Source organism: Paenibacillus periandrae (assembly GCF_022458865.1).
Classification (GTDB): Bacteria; Bacillota; Bacilli; order Paenibacillales; family NBRC-103111; genus Paenibacillus_S; species Paenibacillus_S periandrae.
This window is the reverse complement of sequence record NZ_JAJNMU010000011.1, coordinates 291,027-309,603: the sequence shown is the minus strand read 5'-3', so window position 1 is coordinate 309,603 and position 18,577 is coordinate 291,027. Positions and strand designations below refer to the sequence as shown.

At 44.7% G+C, this 18,577-nt stretch carries 21 protein-coding genes and 1 tRNA gene; 2 read left to right on the top strand and 20 right to left on the bottom strand.

Translation table 11 applies throughout. The annotated features are described in order from the left end of the window. Window positions 1-75: 75 nt before the first annotated feature. The 9 genes from LRL21_RS20425 to LRL21_RS20385 form a co-directional block, all read right to left on the bottom strand. Window positions 76-157: transfer RNA gene (locus tag LRL21_RS20425), tRNA-Leu, on the bottom strand. A 223-nt stretch (window positions 158-380) separates the two neighbouring features. Further along, the gene (locus LRL21_RS20420) at window positions 381-1,883 is read right to left on the bottom strand and encodes a HEAT repeat domain-containing protein (RefSeq protein ID WP_240417622.1); all 1,503 of its coding nucleotides are present in this window, start codon (window positions 1,881-1,883) and stop codon (window positions 381-383) included. Between the two features lie 184 nt (window positions 1,884-2,067). After that, entirely contained in the window at window positions 2,068-2,958 is an 891-nt protein-coding gene (locus LRL21_RS20415; RefSeq protein WP_240417621.1) for a YitT family protein, read from the bottom strand. Between the two features lie 152 nt (window positions 2,959-3,110). Then, the gene (locus LRL21_RS20410) at window positions 3,111-3,857 is read right to left on the bottom strand and encodes a YqjF family protein (RefSeq protein WP_240417620.1); all 747 of its coding nucleotides are present in this window, start codon (window positions 3,855-3,857) and stop codon (window positions 3,111-3,113) included. 4 nt (window positions 3,858-3,861) lie between these two features. Then, window positions 3,862-4,236, bottom strand: coding sequence for a spore germination protein GerPE (locus LRL21_RS20405; RefSeq protein ID WP_240417619.1), 375 nt, complete (start codon window positions 4,234-4,236; stop codon window positions 3,862-3,864). Continuing rightward, the gene (locus LRL21_RS20400) at window positions 4,233-4,430 is read right to left on the bottom strand and encodes a spore gernimation protein GerPD (RefSeq protein ID WP_240417618.1); all 198 of its coding nucleotides are present in this window, start codon (window positions 4,428-4,430) and stop codon (window positions 4,233-4,235) included. Before LRL21_RS20400 ends, LRL21_RS20405 begins: the two co-directional genes overlap by 4 nt. After that, on the bottom strand, window positions 4,427-5,101 hold the full coding sequence (gene gerPC / locus LRL21_RS20395; RefSeq protein WP_240417617.1) for a spore germination protein GerPC: 675 nt from the start codon (window positions 5,099-5,101) through the stop codon (window positions 4,427-4,429). Before gerPC ends, LRL21_RS20400 begins: the two co-directional genes overlap by 4 nt. 126 nt (window positions 5,102-5,227) lie before the next feature. Beyond that, window positions 5,228-5,434, bottom strand: coding sequence for a spore germination protein GerPB (locus LRL21_RS20390; RefSeq protein ID WP_076232952.1), 207 nt, complete (start codon window positions 5,432-5,434; stop codon window positions 5,228-5,230). A 1-nt stretch (window position 5,435) separates the two neighbouring features. Beyond that, the gene (locus LRL21_RS20385) at window positions 5,436-5,672 is read right to left on the bottom strand and encodes a spore germination protein (protein WP_240417616.1); all 237 of its coding nucleotides are present in this window, start codon (window positions 5,670-5,672) and stop codon (window positions 5,436-5,438) included. Between the two features lie 161 nt (window positions 5,673-5,833). Between LRL21_RS20385 and LRL21_RS20380 the strand changes: the two genes are divergently transcribed. Beyond that, entirely contained in the window at window positions 5,834-6,289 is a 456-nt protein-coding gene (locus tag LRL21_RS20380; RefSeq protein WP_240417615.1) for an Hsp20/alpha crystallin family protein, read from the top strand. A 30-nt stretch (window positions 6,290-6,319) separates the two neighbouring features. Continuing rightward, window positions 6,320-6,652 carry a L,D-transpeptidase gene (locus tag LRL21_RS20375; RefSeq protein WP_240417614.1) on the top strand — a complete coding sequence of 111 codons (333 nt, stop codon included), beginning with the start codon at window positions 6,320-6,322 and terminating at the stop codon, window positions 6,650-6,652. A 166-nt stretch (window positions 6,653-6,818) separates the two neighbouring features. Here LRL21_RS20375 and LRL21_RS20370 read toward each other — a convergent pair whose 3' ends face one another. The 11 genes from LRL21_RS20370 to recA all read right to left on the bottom strand — a co-directional run bounded on the left by LRL21_RS20370 (window position 6,819) and on the right by recA (window position 18,419). Continuing rightward, window positions 6,819-7,211 (bottom strand): YlbF/YmcA family competence regulator, encoded by a 393-nt coding sequence (locus tag LRL21_RS20370; protein WP_240417638.1) that lies wholly within the window; start codon window positions 7,209-7,211, stop codon window positions 6,819-6,821. A gap of 124 nt (window positions 7,212-7,335) precedes the next feature. Further along, complete coding sequence (miaB, locus tag LRL21_RS20365; RefSeq protein ID WP_240417613.1) at window positions 7,336-8,805, bottom strand: tRNA (N6-isopentenyl adenosine(37)-C2)-methylthiotransferase MiaB; 1,470 nt, start codon at window positions 8,803-8,805, stop codon at window positions 7,336-7,338. Between the two features lie 92 nt (window positions 8,806-8,897). Continuing rightward, complete coding sequence (gene pduL, locus LRL21_RS20360) at window positions 8,898-9,467, bottom strand: phosphate propanoyltransferase (RefSeq protein ID WP_240417612.1); 570 nt, start codon at window positions 9,465-9,467, stop codon at window positions 8,898-8,900. 77 nt (window positions 9,468-9,544) lie between these two features. After that, window positions 9,545-10,411 (bottom strand): 2-oxoacid:ferredoxin oxidoreductase subunit beta, encoded by an 867-nt coding sequence (locus tag LRL21_RS20355; RefSeq protein WP_091169653.1) that lies wholly within the window; start codon window positions 10,409-10,411, stop codon window positions 9,545-9,547. After that, window positions 10,399-12,150 (bottom strand): 2-oxoacid:acceptor oxidoreductase subunit alpha, encoded by a 1,752-nt coding sequence (locus LRL21_RS20350; protein WP_240417611.1) that lies wholly within the window; start codon window positions 12,148-12,150, stop codon window positions 10,399-10,401. The genes LRL21_RS20355 and LRL21_RS20350 overlap by 13 nt, the downstream gene beginning before the upstream one ends. A 231-nt stretch (window positions 12,151-12,381) precedes the next feature. Then, window positions 12,382-13,326 carry a dipeptidase gene (locus LRL21_RS20345; RefSeq protein ID WP_240417610.1) on the bottom strand — a complete coding sequence of 315 codons (945 nt, stop codon included), beginning with the start codon at window positions 13,324-13,326 and terminating at the stop codon, window positions 12,382-12,384. A gap of 94 nt (window positions 13,327-13,420) precedes the next feature. After that, complete coding sequence (locus tag LRL21_RS20340) at window positions 13,421-13,681, bottom strand: stage V sporulation protein S (protein ID WP_028597363.1); 261 nt, start codon at window positions 13,679-13,681, stop codon at window positions 13,421-13,423. A gap of 132 nt (window positions 13,682-13,813) precedes the next feature. After that, the gene (locus tag LRL21_RS20335) at window positions 13,814-14,608 is read right to left on the bottom strand and encodes a TIGR00282 family metallophosphoesterase (RefSeq protein WP_076232930.1); all 795 of its coding nucleotides are present in this window, start codon (window positions 14,606-14,608) and stop codon (window positions 13,814-13,816) included. Between the two features lie 105 nt (window positions 14,609-14,713). After that, window positions 14,714-16,261: a ribonuclease Y gene (rny, locus tag LRL21_RS20330; RefSeq protein WP_275900822.1), complete on the bottom strand. Its 1,548-nt coding sequence runs from the start codon at window positions 16,259-16,261 to the stop codon at window positions 14,714-14,716. A 329-nt stretch (window positions 16,262-16,590) separates the two neighbouring features. Beyond that, window positions 16,591-17,313: a RecX family transcriptional regulator gene (locus LRL21_RS20325; RefSeq protein ID WP_240417609.1), complete on the bottom strand. Its 723-nt coding sequence runs from the start codon at window positions 17,311-17,313 to the stop codon at window positions 16,591-16,593. A 56-nt stretch (window positions 17,314-17,369) separates the two neighbouring features. Beyond that, on the bottom strand, window positions 17,370-18,419 hold the full coding sequence (gene recA, locus LRL21_RS20320) for a recombinase RecA (RefSeq protein WP_275900821.1): 1,050 nt from the start codon (window positions 18,417-18,419) through the stop codon (window positions 17,370-17,372). Window positions 18,420-18,577: the final 158 nt, after the last annotated feature.

Sequence of the window (18,577 nt, the reverse complement as noted above, 5' to 3'; positions counted from 1 at the left end):
TCCCGCCGTTCACAGACGCCCAAAAATAAAGAGAAACCCTTGTGCTAGAAGGATTTCTCTAATAGGGTCTAACAATGCGGTCGGCGGGATTTGAACCCGCACGTCCATGGGACACTACCCCCTCAAGATAGCGTGTCTGCCGTTCCACCACGACCGCTTATTCACAAGTAATGACGAGGATTACCGTTTTATCAGTCTGAGCGATATGCCAAGCGCTGCGCTTGCATTTTCTCTTGACCGAATTAGACTATATCATATTTGCTGACACAATAGCAAGGGGCTGCATATTAGTTAATGATGGCAAGCCTTTTCACATGAAACAGCCCCTGCCTGCCAAACAGGAGGGGCTATCAACCAGTTCCGCTTTTTGATGATCTACACTAGAAGGTGCTATTGGGTGTCGTGCTTGCGCACCAGCGGGAATCTCGCAGAAATTTCAACAAAATATCCTTAGCCTTATCCGTATTCATACTATATAGAGCATCAACTGCTGTCGCACGTACATAGCGGTTCTCATCATTCAAAGCATGCGCAATAACCGGTATTGCGTTTTGAGCCTTCGAGCCCATTTTGGTCAGAGCCATCCCCGCCATAAACCGCACTTGGTCGTCCACATCCTGTATACCAAGCTCAAGTCCCTTAACAGATGGCTCGGTTGCACTTCCGATGAGACCAATCGCCTCGACCGCGTTCCTGCGCACAATTTCATTCCGGGCATGCATAAGCTCCACCAGCTTCGGTACCGCTTCAGCCGCTGCCTCCCCCATCTCGCCTAATGCAAACGCCGCGCAGCCCACTGCTTGAACATTGTCGCTATCCAAAATATGCATAAGCCCTTTTACAGCCGCCTTGCCTGCTGTTGACGCACCATAAGCAGCCGCACGCGATACGTGAACAGAATCATCTAGTACTGCCTTAAGCAATTCATCTATTCCCGCTTCGCCAAGACGAGCCAATCCGTACGCAGCATTCAATGCCACAGGCTCAAAGGCATCTTTCAAAGCTTGAGTCAAGCCGTTAATTACTTCATTCGATCCATTACCTGACAAGCCCAATTGATCGGCCGCACGCACGCGAATCGCCTTATCTTCACTTGCTAACTCGCTCAACCAGCCTGCAAGCTGCTCCTGCGAAGCATCACTAAGTGTCACATCATTCTCTTTGCCAAGCAGCCAATTCCACGTATCCCGCCAAATCACTTCATGCTCATATATGGGAGAGGTGTAGGATTCCGGATTTACCCAAGTGTCAGCATCCTCATGATGATCCCAGCTGGCTTTAGCAGGTGCTAGTCTGCGCATGAATTGGAACTTAAGCATGTAACGATCCTTACCAGCGATGTTAGCATTGGCCCGATGCCATATATCATAATGCACCAAGGCAAAGGTTCCCGCACGGCCAGTCGCTTTCCGCTCTTCCTGTGTTTCATTTTCGGCAAAGGTCCGGGTTTGATAACACTGTGTACCAGGCATAATTCCGGTTGGCCCCATATCCAGCGTCACTTCCTGCGGATAATAGAAAATCATTGCCCACCAGGGATGATGATTGCGCATTTTGTAATGTCCCCAATAGCTGTCCTTGTGCCAACCACCTGCTTCCGCGTTTCGGTTAAAATGTCCATGACGGTGCGGATGCATCATATAATCTTCACCAAGCACACTGCTAAGCGCGCCCGAGATCACCGGATGATCGAATACCTTAGCCAAATCCGGAATACGCGGCAAAATATTGTTACCTGGATTACCTTCCTCTTTGTATACCTGATCCAAGGTTTCACTCAGCTTCACATGGAAGTCATCAGCAAAATCCGCTTTCAAAATTACATAACCCTCCGTAACAAACTGGCGCATCTGCGCATCCGTTAACAATTGTAAATCCCCCATCGTTCATCCTCCTATACATTATTAAATCCACAATAAATGAATTCGCCATCTGCAACTTATTATAGAACTGTGTCATGCATAGATAAATTCACAATCATCACCTAAATTTGCACAATACTAAGCTTGTTTTAACAAAAAAATCCCACAGGCAGAAGCCCATGGGATCATCTTTATATCAATTTCATTAATGAATATCTTTCTTATTGAATCTGCCGCCTTTAACGTCATGAATATTACCAATCGCCAGAAATGCTTGCGGGTCAACTTCCTCAACGATCGATTTTAGCTTGGCTTCCTCCAAACGGTTGATGACGCAAAAGATAATTCTTTTTGAATCACCCGTAAATCCGCCTTCACCATTCAAAAACGTGACTCCACGCCCAAGCCGCGCTGTAATGATATCTCCGATTGCTTGATAACTTTCACTTATGATCCACACCGATTTGGACTCGTCAAAGCCCTCGATGATGATGTCCATCATTTTGAAAGCGATAAAATAGGCCATCAGGGAATACATCGCATGATCCCATCCAAATACAAAACCCGCACTTGCCAGTATAAATAAGTTAAAGAACATGACAATTTCGCCAACTGAGAACGGGCTTTTTTTACTTACCAGGATCGCAACGATCTCCGTACCATCCAGGGATCCCCCCGAACGTATAACCAATCCTACGCCTACACCAATAATAATCCCGCCAAATACGGACGCCAGCAGCGGATCAAGTGTTAACGGTGCCACTGGATGAAGCAGCGAAGTACCGATCGACATGATAATGACAGAAAACAAAGTCGAAAATGCAAACGTCTTACCTATTTGCTTATAGCCGAGATACAGAAACGGTAAATTAAAAAGAACCAGATAAACACCGAGCGGCAAGCTGGATAAGGCCGAGGCAATAATCGAGATACCGACAATACCACCGTCAATAATTTTGTTCGGAACGAGAAAAATTTCCAGTCCTACAGCGACCAAAGAAGCACCCAGCGTCATAAAAAGTATTTTCATGAGCAGCTTTGTTTTTGATAATTGGGTGTGCTGTTGGACACCTTGCTGAGAAGAATGATCAATCATACATTGGTTTCCTCCTGTCGTGTTTGCTAAATGAATTGTGATCAGGCCCCCACTCAACCTTCAAACGAAAACATAACTCAATTCATATATAAGCTATTCTTATATTGTAAGTTAATGTATGCATTTTTGCAAATGAACTTGCCCACTTTTTTTCACAGAACCTTGATGAGCGGCCAGATAAGCACGTCCAATTTATTGGCATAATGAAGCAGCGGTTTTGTGGCAGCACATTGAATTCCTTGTCCGCTGGCCATAATATTCGTTCTGAGCTCTGCTTCCGCAAGCTGCAGCTCCCAAGGCAGATGATGGATATCTCCCCGGTAAACATGACGATTCGCATTCATGCTGTACAAACAATATCGCTCTGTCAGCCAATGCTCGAAGGATTGCTTCGTGCTTCGAAAAGGTGCCGAAATCGGCCTATAACTGCCGTCAAATGCAACCTGCGCGCCTCGCTTGTCCTTACGAACACTCTTGTAATGAATGTGCTCAGCAACCTGTTTGGCATCCATGTCCGCATGGTAATAGGGCAAGTAAAACAACAGTCTCGCCGCTTCGACGGCTATCTTGCTTGCCGCATCCAAACTAAAAAAATACACACCCGGCTTGTCTCCAACCTTCACATACGTCCTCACATTCAGCTCGGCGAATTGATTGGTATATGGAATTTCGGGCATTGCCCTCATTCGGATACCTTCCATTGAAAATGGAACTACACCCACCCATGCATAACCGTCATAAACTTCCAGCTCAAGCTCCTGGGGGACCATTGGCCGCAGCTGTTCATAGGGAACCGGCCAATGGGCAAACAGCAGTCCAACCCAGGTTTGCTTCATAACCCAAGGTCCATTCGGCAGCGGCCAAGGACGATGTGAGTGTGTGGCCAGCAGCTCATTCATCCGATCACTCCTTTTTATCGGTCACAAACTGACGAAAATGCTTAACTCTGGTTTCATTTTCTATTTGGCTATTCGACCCTATCTGCAAAACAGAGGAGGCGGAGATTGCCAGCACGCGAATACAGTTGACTTGGATGGAATCACATATATTATCCACCTTCATGTCCACCTCCTCATACACCTCGGGGATGGGGATAACGCGGCTGAATAACTGATAAGCGTCCAGATTCCCCTCATTCTCCAGAAAGGTCGGTACCTGGCGCTGCACCGCCAGCGCTTTGGTGCTTGACTTTATAGACTCATTATCCCCGATTTGTAAAATGGACGCCAATGATATATTATTTATTTTCATTTGCCGTACTACCGACCAACGGCTCATTCAGTTTTTTCCTCCTCTACTTCAGGAGGCAATGGCGTTAACGGACCTGAGGATACCGCTTCAGGTGGCGTATCGAATATGGACGAGCAGATGATGGTCTGTGTATCCCCAATGAGAAATACAGAGGAGCTGGATACCCCGATAATTCGAACATCTCCTACACACAACGCATGGTTGGTAACATGGAAATTCATTTGGCTTCTCCACCTTTAGTCGGCATTTTTTGAAAATATTGCTGAAGCGCTGACCGGATATCCTGCTGAGTGCGGAATATAACGGAATCCTTGATCGAAGAGACCTGATCCACCGTTACACCCTGGCTCATCTGCTGCAAATAATAGTCCATCCGCCCATCAAGCTGTTTGCTTAAGTCCTGCTGTACCATCCTTCTGTGCCATTCGTCCAACTGCTTGCCGCTTTGCTGCTGCAGCAAATCAATCTGCTTGGGCACCTGCTCTACCATGAATTGCTGGAGCTCCTTACTAATGTCCTCGCGGATCCCAAGCGGCGGCATGAAAGGCTGAACACCATTTGTCATCTGCAATCCATTTGCGTTACCTGTATCTGATACGATACCGCTTTTATCGTCATTGTCTCCATTCACAGCAAGGTTTTCAAGCGCTCCGGGAGACATTCCGATATTCATCGTTCCATCGAGCTTCTCCACCTTAAGCTGGTCAAACTTATATTCGATTTTATCAATATGAATGCGTTTCTGCTCCTTGCAGGCTTTTAATTCTGTCTGCAGTGCAGCTACAGCCTTTTCGAGCCGGTCCATTTTGTCCATCTGCACCTGCATCTGCGCTTGCAACTGTCTGGCGTATGATACCCACTGCTGGAATTGCCATTGTGAACCTACATACATCCTTAACACCTCCTAACCTATCCTATGCCAAAAGCCGCGTCTGGGTGTTAGCCCATATAAACGCAGCAGCATACCATAAATGACTCGGCACCCTATATTTACGATCATCAGCAGCTTTACCTGCGATCAGGTTGGACTGGGCAAGGGAACCAATGATATTTCATTACCCGCAGTAGCCAATTGCTCTGCAGGCCCCGTAAACCCGCCAGTATTATATATATTGGATAAGGACTTGATTAACCCGGCACTGCCAATCTGCAGGACAGAGGAATTCGTTACAGCATCTACACGAAGCTGATGTATAACAATATGCTGATTCACGACTAGATTCATTTTATACAACCCCCTGATTGCCTACTTCTGTAGTATTGGAATCATTCACATCCTGATCGTTCGTATTGGTACTGCTTACCGCATTTTGGGTATTGGCAAAATCTCCTGTATTAAAGGAACCAGAGCCCGCAAAGGTTTTGGAAACGCTGCTCGGCGAAAGCTGTATGGCATCCCCAATTTGAATGATCGAACTAGGTCCGACGTTAACTACTTTAAAGTTTCCAACAATCGCTGGCATCGGCAAGCTCCTTTATTCATCATGCTTACCGTAGTGTATGCAGGCCGTCGCCCAGATGGCACTTTTACCTTTTCTTATTTGGTTATTGTATTTCCTTGTGTCATCTGCCCAGTCCACTTCATATCCTATTAGCAAACATGGGTGAAAAGGAGCGTGACGAAATGTCTTACAGCAGCAATTCCAGTCCACAATCCCGTTGGAAACAAGTAGAAGCCTTGCTCGGAACCAAGCTGCCAGAGCTTCCAGACGTCTCTGATACGTCTCCATTAACTGATACTTCATGGGTGGACGACTACGTCCAGCAAATGTTGAAGAAAACAATGCCTGTGAGCGGGGTGCTGAGCAGGTATAAAAACAAAGCGGAAATATTCGAAACGCATCATTATGTCATCGTCAAGTTCAAGCTGCCACAGCCAGCGAACCCTATCGTCAAAGCAAGAGCTGATCGTGTCAGCATTGAGGACAGTCCCCTTGTAAAAAAACAAAATATCAAACTGCCCTGCCTAATCATCCCGCGGTTAAGCAAAGCTTCATACAAAGACGGAATTTTGCAAATCAAAATGCGAAAACGCAAAATAAATACAACCTCTTATGACATTTATGTAAGGTATTTGTAAGGCGACTATATAGGTCAGGAGTGAAAGCACATGAATCGAATCATCATCGACTTATCGGATCGGATGCTCTATCTGCTTGATGACAATAAGGTCATACGCGGTTTTCCCATTGGCATTGGTAAAGTATTAACCCAGACTCCGGTAGGCGTGTACACGATCATCAACAAGGTACCCAATCCCGGCGGACCGTTCGGGGCATTTTGGATGGGCCTCTCCCGGCCGCATTATGGCATCCACGGTACCAACGATCCTGCATCAATCGGCCATCTGGTTTCACATGGATGTGTACGCATGTATAATCAGGATGTACTGGCGTTGGCCTCTATGGTATCGATTGGCACACAGGTTACAATTCGCCAATAACGGTAGAAACCAGGTATACGATCAACACATCTATCATTTCTATGACTCCTAATTTGCATAGTATTAGTTAAATTTATATTTTCATACCGAAAAAGAAATAACCACCCTGCCAACCAAGGTCAGCAAAGTGGTCTTTTCATTTAATATCATTAATAATTAACATCATTTACTTAGCGCCTGTTTCTACAGCAACCTTGTCAGAAACGGTATCACGAATGATGGACATAACCAACTGCAGCAGGTAATTAATATCCTCCTGAGATTGACGGAACTCATTTACAATTGGAATTGAATCCAGTTGATCCTGCAGCTCGACGATCTCTTTTTCTATCTTTTCCACCATCTTGGCATTATTGAAGGATTCAAAGGCAACAATTTCTTTTTGTTTCTTCTTGATAGCACTGATCAGTACTTGAATGTTATCGTTGGAAGAAATCTGCATTTCAGCCTTTTGGAAAAACTGCACCTCGTTGGAGGTCGAAATCAGCTCTGCCAGTTCTTTGGCCTTGGCCATAATATCCTCGCGTACAATTAATTCCGTATTTGTATAATGTGCCATTTCATCACAATGCAGATGCTCCTGATCATGGTCGTGATTATGGTCGTGGTTGTCATGTCCAGACATTGCCGGTCACGCTCCTTACTTTTTTTATTGAAAAGATGATTGATTAGCTATTGATCCATTACTGAGCAACCGCAGAAGCTGGAAGCCATTCACCCTTCATGTACCACGTTTGCGAGCCTGTAATTTTTACCGGTACAATTTTACCAATTAATTCTTTGGGGCCAACGAGATGCACTAATTTATTTTTGCGTGTACGTCCTGCCAATACATCAGGGTTATTTTTGCTTTCACCCTCAACCAATACATCCAGTACTTCGCCTACCGAGCATTCGTTGTTCTCTTTACTAAACTGAGCCAATTGATCATTCAAGCGATACAAACGGTTTTTCTTGACCTCCATCGGCACATCATCAACCATACCAGCAGCAGGCGTACCCTCACGAGGGGAATATATAAAGGTATAGGCACCGTCAAATTGAACCTCACGAACCAGAGACAGCGTCTCTTCAAACTGCTCCTCAGTTTCACCAGGGAATCCCACGATAAAATCAGATGTAAGTCCTACACCCGGAATAGCCTGTTTGATTTTGGCAACCAGATTCAGATAATGCTCACGTGTATATTTGCGGCTCATTCGTTTCAGGATTTCATTGCTTCCCGACTGCACAGGCAGATGAATTTGCTCTACTAAATTACCTTTTTTCGCAAGCACCTCTATCAAATGATCGTCAAAATCACGTGGATGCGAGGTCGTAAATCGTACGCGCGGAATGTCGATCTTGGAAATATCATCCATCAAATCCGCAAATCGATAGTCGCTATCCTCAAAATCCTTCCCGTAGGCATTCACGTTTTGACCGAGCAGCATAATTTCCTGAAAACCCTGCCGCGCCAGCTCCCTTACCTCTGCAATAACATCCTGGGGAAGTCGACTGCGCTCCTTACCGCGTGTGTAAGGGACGATACAGTACGTACAGAACTTATCACAGCCATACATGATATTAACGGAAGCCTTGATGCCTTCACGCTTCTTGGGAAGGTTCTCGACAATGTCCCCTTCCTTCGACCATACCTCGATGACCATCTCTTTACTGAAAAATGCTTCCTTCAGCAGAACGGGCAGTCGATGAATATTGTGCGTTCCAAAAATTAAATCAACAAAAGGATGCTTTTGCAAAATCCGATTGACAACGGCTTCCTCTTGCGACATACAGCCGGACACACCCAATACAAGTGAAGGCTTCTCAGCTTTCAAATGCTTAAGATGTCCCAGCTCGCCAAATACCTTATCTTCCGCATTTTCACGAACTGCGCAAGTATTGAGCAAAATAACATCAGCCTGACGGCGATCTTCTGTAGCGGTGTAGCCCATTTGCTCCAGCAATCCCATAATCGTTTCCGTATCGTGCTCATTCATTTGACAGCCGTAGGTTTGAATTAAATAATACTTGTCCTTCCCGAACTGCTGCATGTCATCGGGAATAACAAAGTCATAATGAACCTTGATATCTTCCTTGCCCCGCTTCTTCGCGTCCGTAAGGGAGGGCGGCTGAAAAAACTTTTCGTAGTACTTTGTATCTTTAGGCAATGGAGCACCTTCCTTCTATCCTGACAATAAAGAGATTTTGAACCCTTGACAACATATTATATCATGAGTCTGAGCCCAAACTCAATTTATTTTCATGATAAGATCCAGGCGATATCCCCATTCTTGGCTCCTGCAGCATTCGCCTCATCCGTATCAATATGCATATCCAATGCGTACTGATCGGAAACACGAGCTACAACACCTTCGAGTATAAGTGCACGCACGCCATCAATTTTGACGGTCAACAGCTGTTTGTCAACGATCCCCCATTGGGCTGCATCATCGGTATGAAAATGGATATGTCTGGCTGCCACAATAACTCCGTGGTCAATCGTTACTTCACCGGCAGGACCAATCAAGGTGACCCCCGGTGTCCCCTCAATATGACCCGATTCTCTAACCGGTGGGTTCAAACCTATAGTAAAAGCATCGGTACGCGATATTTCCAGCTGAGTTTGGCTGCGAGCAGGTCCCAATATTCTTACTTTGTCAAAACGTCCCTTGGGTCCTACAACCGCAACCGTTTCCGCAGCTGCGAACTGACCCGGCTGTGACAAATCTTTTAATACCTGTAACTGATATCCTTCACCGAACAATTGTTCGATGTGTTTTTCCGATAAATGAATATGTCTGGCTGATACACCAATGGGTACTTGTTTCATGTGAAAACCACCTCAATTCTTAGTATTGACAAAAAAAGCATACGGCATCGCCATATGCTTGTAAAGTCTTTATCGGATTATTTGAACTCTGACACCAATTTGTTAAATTCTTCTTCGGTAATTTGAATATTTTGATTGGCCAATCCTTGTTCTTTAAACCCTGGAACATGACTTTCATAGCTGGTTTTGGCTGTGTTTTGATAAATCAAGCCAGTCAGCATACTGCCAGTCTCCATAATTTTAGTCATAGCCATCACACGATTGGTTGGATCGTAGTCAGGAGTTTCCTCCAGGTTCACGATATTTTCTTTAAACCAGTCGTACGTGTTCACCTTGTTGAAGGTAACACAGGGACTGAATACGTTGATAAAGGAAAATCCTTTGTGCTGCATGCCTTGCTCAATCAAAGAAGTCAGCTGCTTCAGGTTGCTTGAGAAGGATTGAGCGATAAAAGTCGCACCTGCAGCTAATGCTACTTCTAGCGGTGAAAGAGCGGATTCAATGGATCCAGCCGGTGTACTTTTCGTTTTGAAGCCTTCAGCGCTCCGCGGCGAGGTTTGACCTTTGGTTAATCCATAGATTTGGTTATCCATTACGATATAAGTGATGTCGATGTTGCGACGAATCGCATGAACAGTATGTCCCATACCGATTGCAAAGCCATCGCCATCGCCACCTGCTGCCAATACGGTCAACTCACGGTTAGCCATCTTCACACCTTGTGCGATAGGAAGCGAACGTCCGTGAACACCATGGAAGCCATATGCGTTAATATAACCGGAAATACGGCCGGAGCAGCCGATACCGGAAACAACAGCAAGATCTTCCGGCTCCAACCCTACGTTTGCAGCAGCTCTTTGAATCGCAGCTTGGATGGAGAAGTCTCCACACCCTGGACACCAGTTGGGTTTGATATTGTTGCGAAAGTCTTTTAACGTTGCCATACTAGGTTCAACTCCTGACAAAATGTTGTGATTTCTGCCGGTAAAAATGGATTACCGTTGTATTTTAGCAAGTTTTTGATTTTATCGGCATAGCCTACGTTCAGCTTGATCAAAGAAGCCAATTGTCCGGTAGCGTTATTCTCAAGAACAACGACGGTTTTGGCTTTGTCCATATAAGGTCTTAGCTCTTCAGCAGGGAACGGATGCATCAAACGGACCGTTACATGATTCGTAGCGATACCCTTCTCTGTCAGGCGTCCTCTAGCCTCATCAATGGTACCTCCGGTCGAGCCCATACCGATAATGAGCACATCAGGTTCTTCATGTGGAGCATCAACAAGGATCGGATTGGTCACCTTGACATGCTTTAGCTTTTCCATCCGTTTGTCCATCATGCTTTTACGATTCTCAGTGCTCTCGGACGGACGTCCTTCCTGATCATGCTCTACGCCGGTAACATGATGAATTCCGTATTTCTGTCCTGGTACAACACGAGGCGAAATACCGTCTTCAGCAAATTCGTAACGTTTGAACAGCTTGTTATCTTCCGTTGGAGACAGCTCACCTGTCATTAATCTTCCGCGTTCAATCTTGACCCGATTGAAATCCAACAGCTCACAGGATTGTTTACCTAACGATAATTGAAGATCCGTAAGCAAAATAACAGGACACTGGTAAATTTCAGCCAAGTTGAACGCTTCAATCGTGTCATAGAAGCACTCTTCAATTGATGACGGCGAAAGTACAATCTTCGGAATTTCACCATGTGTTCCATAAATCATTGCATATAAATCGGATTGCTCCTGCTTGGTAGGGAGACCTGTACTTGGACCGCCGCGCTGTGTATCTACGATCACAACCGGAGTTTCTGTCATACCGGCAAGGCCGATCGCTTCCATCATGAGGGACAAACCAGGACCCGCTGAAGCGGTCATCGTACGCACACCAGCGTAATTGCCGCCAATTGCCATAGTTACAGCTGCGATCTCGTCTTCCGTCTGAATAACGGTGCCGCCGAATTTAGGAAGCGTTTTAATTAAGTACTCCATAATTTCCGATGCCGGCGTAATCGGGTAAGCCGGCATGAATCTACAGCCGCCCGTAAGCGCACCCAATCCAATAGCATCATTACCGATCATGAACAGCTTTTGCTTGCCGTCTGCCGGCTCCAATTGGAATTCAAGCATAGGTCCACCATTTTGTTCCAAAATAAATTCAGCCGCTTTACGAACCGCTTCGATATTTTTCTCTACGACAGCAGCGCCTTTACGCCCAAATTCTTCTTCAACCGCTTTATTAAATACTTCCAAAGGCAAACCAAGCAGCGCCCAAGATGCTCCGGAAGCAGCCATGTTTTTGAAAAGAGATGTTCCTAAGTCTTCTGCAATAGCCGTGATCGGCACAGGGAACAAACGTGCTTTTACACCTTCAGGTACAACAGGATTAAATTTGGCATCCGCAACGATAACTCCATTATCGCGAAGCTCAAAAGCATTCAGATCGATTGTTTCTTGGTCAAATGCAACAAGGATGTCCAAATCATCAGATATAGCACGAATAGGCTTTGTGCTGATTCTGATCTTGTTATTGGTATGTCCCCCCTTGATTCTTGAGGAGAAATGACGGTACCCATACAAATAATATCCAAGACGATTCAATGCCGTCGAGAATATTTTGTCGGTACTTTCCACACCTTCTCCTTGTTGTCCTCCGATTTTCCAAGATAATTGGCTAATCACCGCTGCCCACTCCTTTAAATGTCACTAAACATTGTTCCTACATGCTCATCTGCTTAAAACAAAATTCACAAATAGATAAAAAAATTCTTTCAGTCATCACTCAAATTCTATGCTGATAAGAGTTAAAAAGCAAGTATTATAATCAAATATAAAGATAGCTATTTTAGATGATAATCATACCAGTTTGAGATTAATTTATTAACCAACTATATCTAATAAAGATGTAAACGGTTAATAAGTCGGTAAGTTGTTCTGCAGATATCGATGCCAATTTCCGTGAAGAAAGCCTTCAATCGTATCATCCTTATAATATTTGCTCAAATGCTGAGCCAGCTGATCGAATTGCCCTGCATGCTCAAGTCCGGGTATCCATTGGTCAATACCATCAAAATCGGAGCCTAATGTAATATGAGCAGCTCCACCCAGCGCACAAATATGCTCAATATGCTTCAATAGCCCTCCAATAGTGGCATGTTGTTTGTCTCCTACAAACCAGGGAACAAAGGTCATGCCGATACGTCCTGAATGGCGGATTATAGCCAGCAGTTGATCATCATCAAGATTTCTAGGGTGGTTACATACGGACTTGGCATTGGAATGTGAAGCTACAAAAGGCTTGGTCGAAGTATCGGCCAGATCCCAGAACGAGCGAACGGATAAATGGGATACATCTAATAGGATGCCCAAATTATTGCATTCTTTAATAAACATTTTTCCTTTTTTTGAAAATCCGCCTTTTCTCGGCTCCAAAATCCCATCTGCCGCCCAATTTGCATAATTCCACGTAATCCCGATCATCCGAACTCCGAGATGGTACAAGGTTTGCGTATATAAAGGGGTATCCTGAATGGCATCAGCACCCTCCAAAGTCAAAATAGCACCGCGCTCCCCTCCACTCATAACCCGAGCCAAATCAGCTTGATTTTTAATAACCGTCAGCAAGCCCGGCTTTAACACCCTCTGATAAAAAATATTTATGTATTTGAGATAATGCTCAAAGACGGGCTGCCGGATCGATTCAGCCAAATAAATCGCAAAAAATTGAATTTTGATATTGGACTCTACCATTTTCGCATAAGTCACATCCAATTCTCCTGCATCTGAAGCATAAAAATCGACCCGCGGATTATCATACATCTTCCACAGTACATCACAGTGTCCGTCAATAATTTTCATCGGCTTCTCCCCCGAATACAATAATTTTGGGCATAAAAAAACCTGCTTACCGACGTAAACAGGCGTCTTCCTCGTTCTATCATGAATAAATTAACTATCTGGGCTCAACAATCAATTTGATGGCCGTACGGTCCTCTCCATCAATTACAATATCAGTAAAAGCCGGAATGCAAATCAGATCAACTCCGCTCGGGGCGACAAACCCTCTGGCAATCGCCACGGCTTTGACTGCTTGATTTAAGGCACCAGCACCTATGGCTTGCAGTTCGGCTGCGCCGCGCTCACGCAGCACCCCCGCTAATGCGCCTGCTACGGAATTTGGATTGGATTTTGCTGAAACTTTTAATACATCCATGAAAAGTACCTCCTCGGGAATGATGAATGGCTTCCATTTATCCTATTCCAGCCATTTCACGTTAATTCCATCTTCCCGAAGATGATATCTTCTCTTCCCCCGCAGCGGTCATCTTAAACAGAATTCTTTTGACTATTCAAACAGAATTTGATCTTCGTCCTTGCGGATCAGCTGAATTTTCTTGGCCAGTCCTGTCGTTGGGTCCAGATCGATACACACCGCATGAAAATGCCATTTTCCTTCATCCACCACAAATCTTACAGGCAGCTGTGTTTTGAACTTTTGCATTACCGCTACCTTTTCCATCCCCAATATCCCATCACGCGGGCCCGTCATGCCAACATCTGTCACATATGCAGTTCCCAATGGCAGCAGACGCTCGTCATGGGTTTGTACGTGGGTATGCGTCCCTACAACCGCCGACACCTTCCCATCCAAATGCCAGCCCATAGCCAGCTTCTCCGAGGTCGCTTCTGCATGGAAATCGACGAGAATATGTTTATTCCGTTTCTTCACGGCATCTATGATTTCATCTGCTTTTTCAAAAGGACAATCCAGAGGTGGCAGAAACGTACGGCCCTGCAAATTAACAATGACCAGTTCGTGACCTTTCACTTTAATTGTCGTATACCCTCTGCCCGGTGTTCCTTTGGGAAAGTTCGCAGGTCTGACCATACGTTCTTCATTATCGATAAAATCAAAAATTTCTTTTTGATCCCAGGTGTGGTTGCCCATAGTAATACCATGAACTCCCATTTCAAATAGCTCCTTTGTAATCGGTAAAGTAATGCCTCTGCCCGCAGCTGCATTTTCACCATTGGCAATAATAAAGGTTGGATTCAGCTTCGTTTTGAGTCCTGGCAAGCAAGCTTTTAAAGCCTTACGTCCCACTGATCCAACAATATCCCCGATAAATAATATTCTCATATGATGCAAGCTCCTCTTCTTCGCCAGCACTTGTAAATGCTCTGCAAGTCAAAAGAAAAGTGGCTTATTCAGCCACTTTTCTCTGATCAAGTATGAAATTCTTTATTATTTAGCATATTCAACGGCACGCGTTTCGCGAATCACTGTAACCTTGATGTGTCCTGGATAATCCAGCTCACTCTCAATTTTCTTCGTAATGTCACGAGCCAATCGGAAAGCTTCTGTATCATCTACCTTTTCAGGCTGAACCATGACACGAACCTCACGCCCTGCCTGGATTGCGTACGACTTCTCAACACCCTCGAAGGATTCTGAAATTTCTTCCAGCTTTTCAAGACGTCTAATGTACGTTTCCAATGTTTCACGACGCGCTCCTGGACGAGCAGCGGATAAAGCGTCTGCTGCACCTACCAGCATCGCTATGACCGAAGTGGCTTCACAGTCGCCATGATGGGAAGCAATACTGTTGATTACGACTGGATGCTCTTTGTATTTCTTACCGATCTCTACGCCAATTTCAACGTGAGATCCTTCTACTTCATGATCCAAGGCTTTGCCGATATCATGCAGGAGACCGGCACGTTTCGCCAATGTCACGTCTACCCCGAGTTCTCCAGCCATCAATCCTGTTAAATAGGCAACTTCCATGGAATGCTTCAATACATTTTGTCCATAGCTGGTTCTAAATCTCAATCTACCCAATATCTTGATCAGGTCTGGATGCAATCCATGAACGCCGGTTTCAAAGGTTGCCTGTTCACCGTATTCACGAATCCGTTCGTCCACTTCCTTGCGGGACTTCTCAACCATTTCTTCAATACGGGCAGGATGGATACGTCCATCTGCAACCAGTTTTTCAAGGGCAGTACGGGCAATTTCACGACGAATCGGATCAAAACCGGACAAAATTACAGCTTCAGGGGTGTCATCGATAATAAGATCAATCCCTGTCAGTGTTTCAAGCGCACGGATATTTCTACCCTCGCGTCCGATAATTCGTCCTTTCATTTCCTCATTCGGCAATGTTACCACCGATACCGTTGTTTCCGCTACGTGATCAGCAGCACATCTCTGGATAGCTAACGTGATGATTTCACGGGCTTTCTTGTCGCCTTCTTCTTTGGCTTGCTGTTCAATCTCTTTAATCAATTGAGCTGTTTCATGCCGAACTTCCTGTTCCACATTGGTCAAAATAATTTGTTTGGCATCTTCTGTGGTCAGTGCGGAAATACGCTCCAACTCGGTAACCTGGTTCTTATAAATCTCGTCAATGTGTGATTGGGTTTCTTCAATCCGCTTCTCTTTGTTGGCGACTTGCTCTTCTTTTTTCTCAAGAGATTCTAATTTTTTATCCAGCGATTCCTCTTTTTGCAACAATCGTCTCTCTTGTCGTTGTGATTCATTTCGACGATCACGAATGTCTTTTTCAGCTTCGGTTCGGAGCTTGTGAATCTCATCCTTGGCCTCCACAACCGCTTCTTTCCTTAGTGCCTCCGCCTCTTTTTTAGCGCCATCCTTGATTAGCTCAGCGGCTTGCTCAGCACTTGAAATTTTCGCTTCTGCAATGGACTTGCGGATAAAATAACCAATCCCTAAGCAAATAGCACCAACAACGAGAATGATTAAGATCCAGATGGCTGGATGTATGTTCATCCAGTTCACCTCCTCGTTGTTTCTCCAAGGGGTAAGCTTGGGGGTCGTATGGTTTTTAATCCGTTTAACAAGCAGTAAGAAAAGTAAAAATTGGCGATTTTACTTTGCCAACCTTCCTGTTTAGGCATAACAGAGAGGTTGATTGTACAAAATTATACATGCTCATTTTATCTTTTGTCGAAGAAGCTTGTCAAGGTGTATGACATGAGAAAAGCTTTACTTTGTAGAAATTATTAAATTCCTGCCAAATTTTCAAGCTAATCCGTACTCAAATCAGGATTCCTGCCTGATTAGTTTACATTATTAACTATTCATATCACAAATGAATTTCATTCTTCAAATTCAATCTCCCAGTCCTCATTATCTATTCCACGACTGACGGTATCCGTTAATTCGCGGACAGCACGTGAGGTCACACTTGAATTGTAGCCTCTTCGTTGCAGCAGAGCATAAGCTTTTCTTTTAATATTTTGCACATCAACGTCCGGCTTTAAACTGGAACCATATTTTTTATAAATTAGATTATAAGCATTGCTATACTCCATTTGCTCGTCAATTTGACCAATCGCACTTGTAATATGTTCAGATTTGAGCCCCTTCTGCTGAAGCTCCTGTTTAATCCAATTACGTCCCTTCTTGGCTGAATGAATGCGCTGCTGTGTCAACTGTTCAGCAAACAAGGAGTCATCTATATACTGCTCCCGTCTAAGACGGTCCAGCGTATCTTCAATGGTGGGAAGCTCATAGTTCTTTTGTCGCAAGCGACCCTTTAGCTCATGCTCCGAACGGAGCCTGAACGATAATAAACGAATGGCATCCAAATAAGCTTGCTGTTTGTCTTGAGCATGTACAATCGCTTTCAACTCTTTTTCATCGATCGCAATACCCTTGGCCAAACCGTATTGGATCAGCACATCCTCATGCACAGAAAACACATACTGCTCTTCGATATATATGTTGTAACGATCCTTGGCTCTTTTTTGTCGCTCTATCTTACTTATTATTCCTTCTTTTACAGGTAGCTCATTCAATTCGTTTTCTTCTTCATCCATGGTTCATCACTCCGAATGCAACGAAAGGCACCTGAGTCAGGTGCCCTTCATCCGCTTTATTCAACTTCTTCCAAATCTTCATCATCTTCTTCGTTATTTAGCAAGTCGGGATCAACGGTCGCTGACAAGTTGGCGTTTTCGCGAATCTTATTTTCAAGAATATCAGCTACTTGCGGATTATCCTTTAAGAATTGCTTGGAGTTCTCACGACCTTGGCCCAACCGGTCACCATTGAAGGAATACCAGGCACCACTCTTTTGAATAATATCCATCTCAGCACCAATATCGATAATGCTTCCTTCTTTGGAAATACCTTCGCCATACATAATATCAATATCTGCCTGCTTGAATGGAGGTGCTACTTTGTTCTTGACTACTTTAATTCTCGTACGGTTACCAACCATATCATTACCTTGCTTGATGCTCTCTACACGACGTACATCCAAACGTACGGAGGAATAGAACTTTAATGCTCTTCCGCCCGGAGTTGTCTCCGGATTACCGAACATAACACCGATCTTCTCGCGTAGCTGATTGATGAAAATAGCAATCGTGTTCGATTTGTTGATTGCACCGGATAGCTTACGCAATGCCTGTGACATCAACCGTGCCTGCAGACCCACGTGGGAATCTCCCATGTCTCCTTCAATTTCCGCTTTAGGAACCAGTGCCGCAACCGAGTCAATAACGATAATGTCTACAGCTCCACTGCGTACCAATGCTTCGGCAATTTCCAGCGCCTGCTCACCTGTGTCCGGTTGGGAAAGCAGCAGCTCGTCTATATTAATTCCAAGCTTGCTTGCATAAGCAGGGTCTAGTGCATGCTCAGCATCGATAAAAGCCGCTGTTCCGCCTACTCGCTGCACCTCAGCAATAGCATGAAGCGCTACTGTTGTTTTACCTGATGATTCAGGGCCAAAAACCTCTATAATTCTACCACGTGGAAATCCCCCTATGCCGAGGGCAATATCAAGAGCCAAAGATCCGCTGGGAATAACATCAATCTTCATATGGGCGGATTCACCCAGTTTCATAACCGATCCTTTACCAAATTGCTTTTCAATTTGACGAAGGGCATTGTCTAGTGCTGCGCGCCGATCTGACAAAACACTCACTTCCTTTTCCGTATTGGATAAGTATAATAATAACCTATTTTGATGGTGTTGCCAAGCATTTTTACGAACATACATTCTGTTTATGGTCCAAAGAAAAACCGTAACAAAATGTGGTCCATTGTTACGGTTCTTCCGCTCCCTCTATTATA

Bases quoted from the DNA above. Each gene is read 5' to 3' on its own strand.
- LRL21_RS20420 (WP_240417622.1), bottom strand. From the start codon at position 1,883: ATGGGGGATTTACAATTGTTAACGGATGCGCAGATGCGCCAGTTTGTT.
- LRL21_RS20415 (WP_240417621.1), bottom strand. From the start codon at position 2,958: ATGATTGATCATTCTTCTCAGCAAGGTGTCCAACAGCACACCCAATTA.
- LRL21_RS20410 (WP_240417620.1), bottom strand. From the start codon at position 3,857: ATGAATGAGCTGCTGGCCACACACTCACATCGTCCTTGGCCGCTGCCG.
- LRL21_RS20405 (WP_240417619.1), bottom strand. From the start codon at position 4,236: ATGAGCCGTTGGTCGGTAGTACGGCAAATGAAAATAAATAATATATCA.
- LRL21_RS20400 (WP_240417618.1), bottom strand. From the start codon at position 4,430: ATGAATTTCCATGTTACCAACCATGCGTTGTGTGTAGGAGATGTTCGA.
- gerPC (WP_240417617.1), bottom strand. From the start codon at position 5,101: ATGTATGTAGGTTCACAATGGCAATTCCAGCAGTGGGTATCATACGCC.
- LRL21_RS20390 (WP_076232952.1), bottom strand. From the start codon at position 5,434: ATGAATCTAGTCGTGAATCAGCATATTGTTATACATCAGCTTCGTGTA.
- LRL21_RS20385 (WP_240417616.1), bottom strand. From the start codon at position 5,672: ATGCCAGCGATTGTTGGAAACTTTAAAGTAGTTAACGTCGGACCTAGT.
- LRL21_RS20380 (WP_240417615.1), top strand. From the start codon at position 5,834: ATGTCTTACAGCAGCAATTCCAGTCCACAATCCCGTTGGAAACAAGTA.
- LRL21_RS20375 (WP_240417614.1), top strand. From the start codon at position 6,320: ATGAATCGAATCATCATCGACTTATCGGATCGGATGCTCTATCTGCTT.
- LRL21_RS20370 (WP_240417638.1), bottom strand. From the start codon at position 7,211: ATGGCACATTATACAAATACGGAATTAATTGTACGCGAGGATATTATG.
- pduL (WP_240417612.1), bottom strand. From the start codon at position 9,467: ATGAAACAAGTACCCATTGGTGTATCAGCCAGACATATTCATTTATCG.
- LRL21_RS20355 (WP_091169653.1), bottom strand. From the start codon at position 10,411: ATGGCAACGTTAAAAGACTTTCGCAACAATATCAAACCCAACTGGTGT.
- LRL21_RS20345 (WP_240417610.1), bottom strand. From the start codon at position 13,326: ATGAAAATTATTGACGGACACTGTGATGTACTGTGGAAGATGTATGAT.
- LRL21_RS20340 (WP_028597363.1), bottom strand. From the start codon at position 13,681: ATGGATGTATTAAAAGTTTCAGCAAAATCCAATCCAAATTCCGTAGCA.
- LRL21_RS20335 (WP_076232930.1), bottom strand. From the start codon at position 14,608: ATGAGAATATTATTTATCGGGGATATTGTTGGATCAGTGGGACGTAAG.
- rny (WP_275900822.1), bottom strand. From the start codon at position 16,261: ATGAACATACATCCAGCCATCTGGATCTTAATCATTCTCGTTGTTGGT.
- LRL21_RS20325 (WP_240417609.1), bottom strand. From the start codon at position 17,313: ATGGATGAAGAAGAAAACGAATTGAATGAGCTACCTGTAAAAGAAGGA.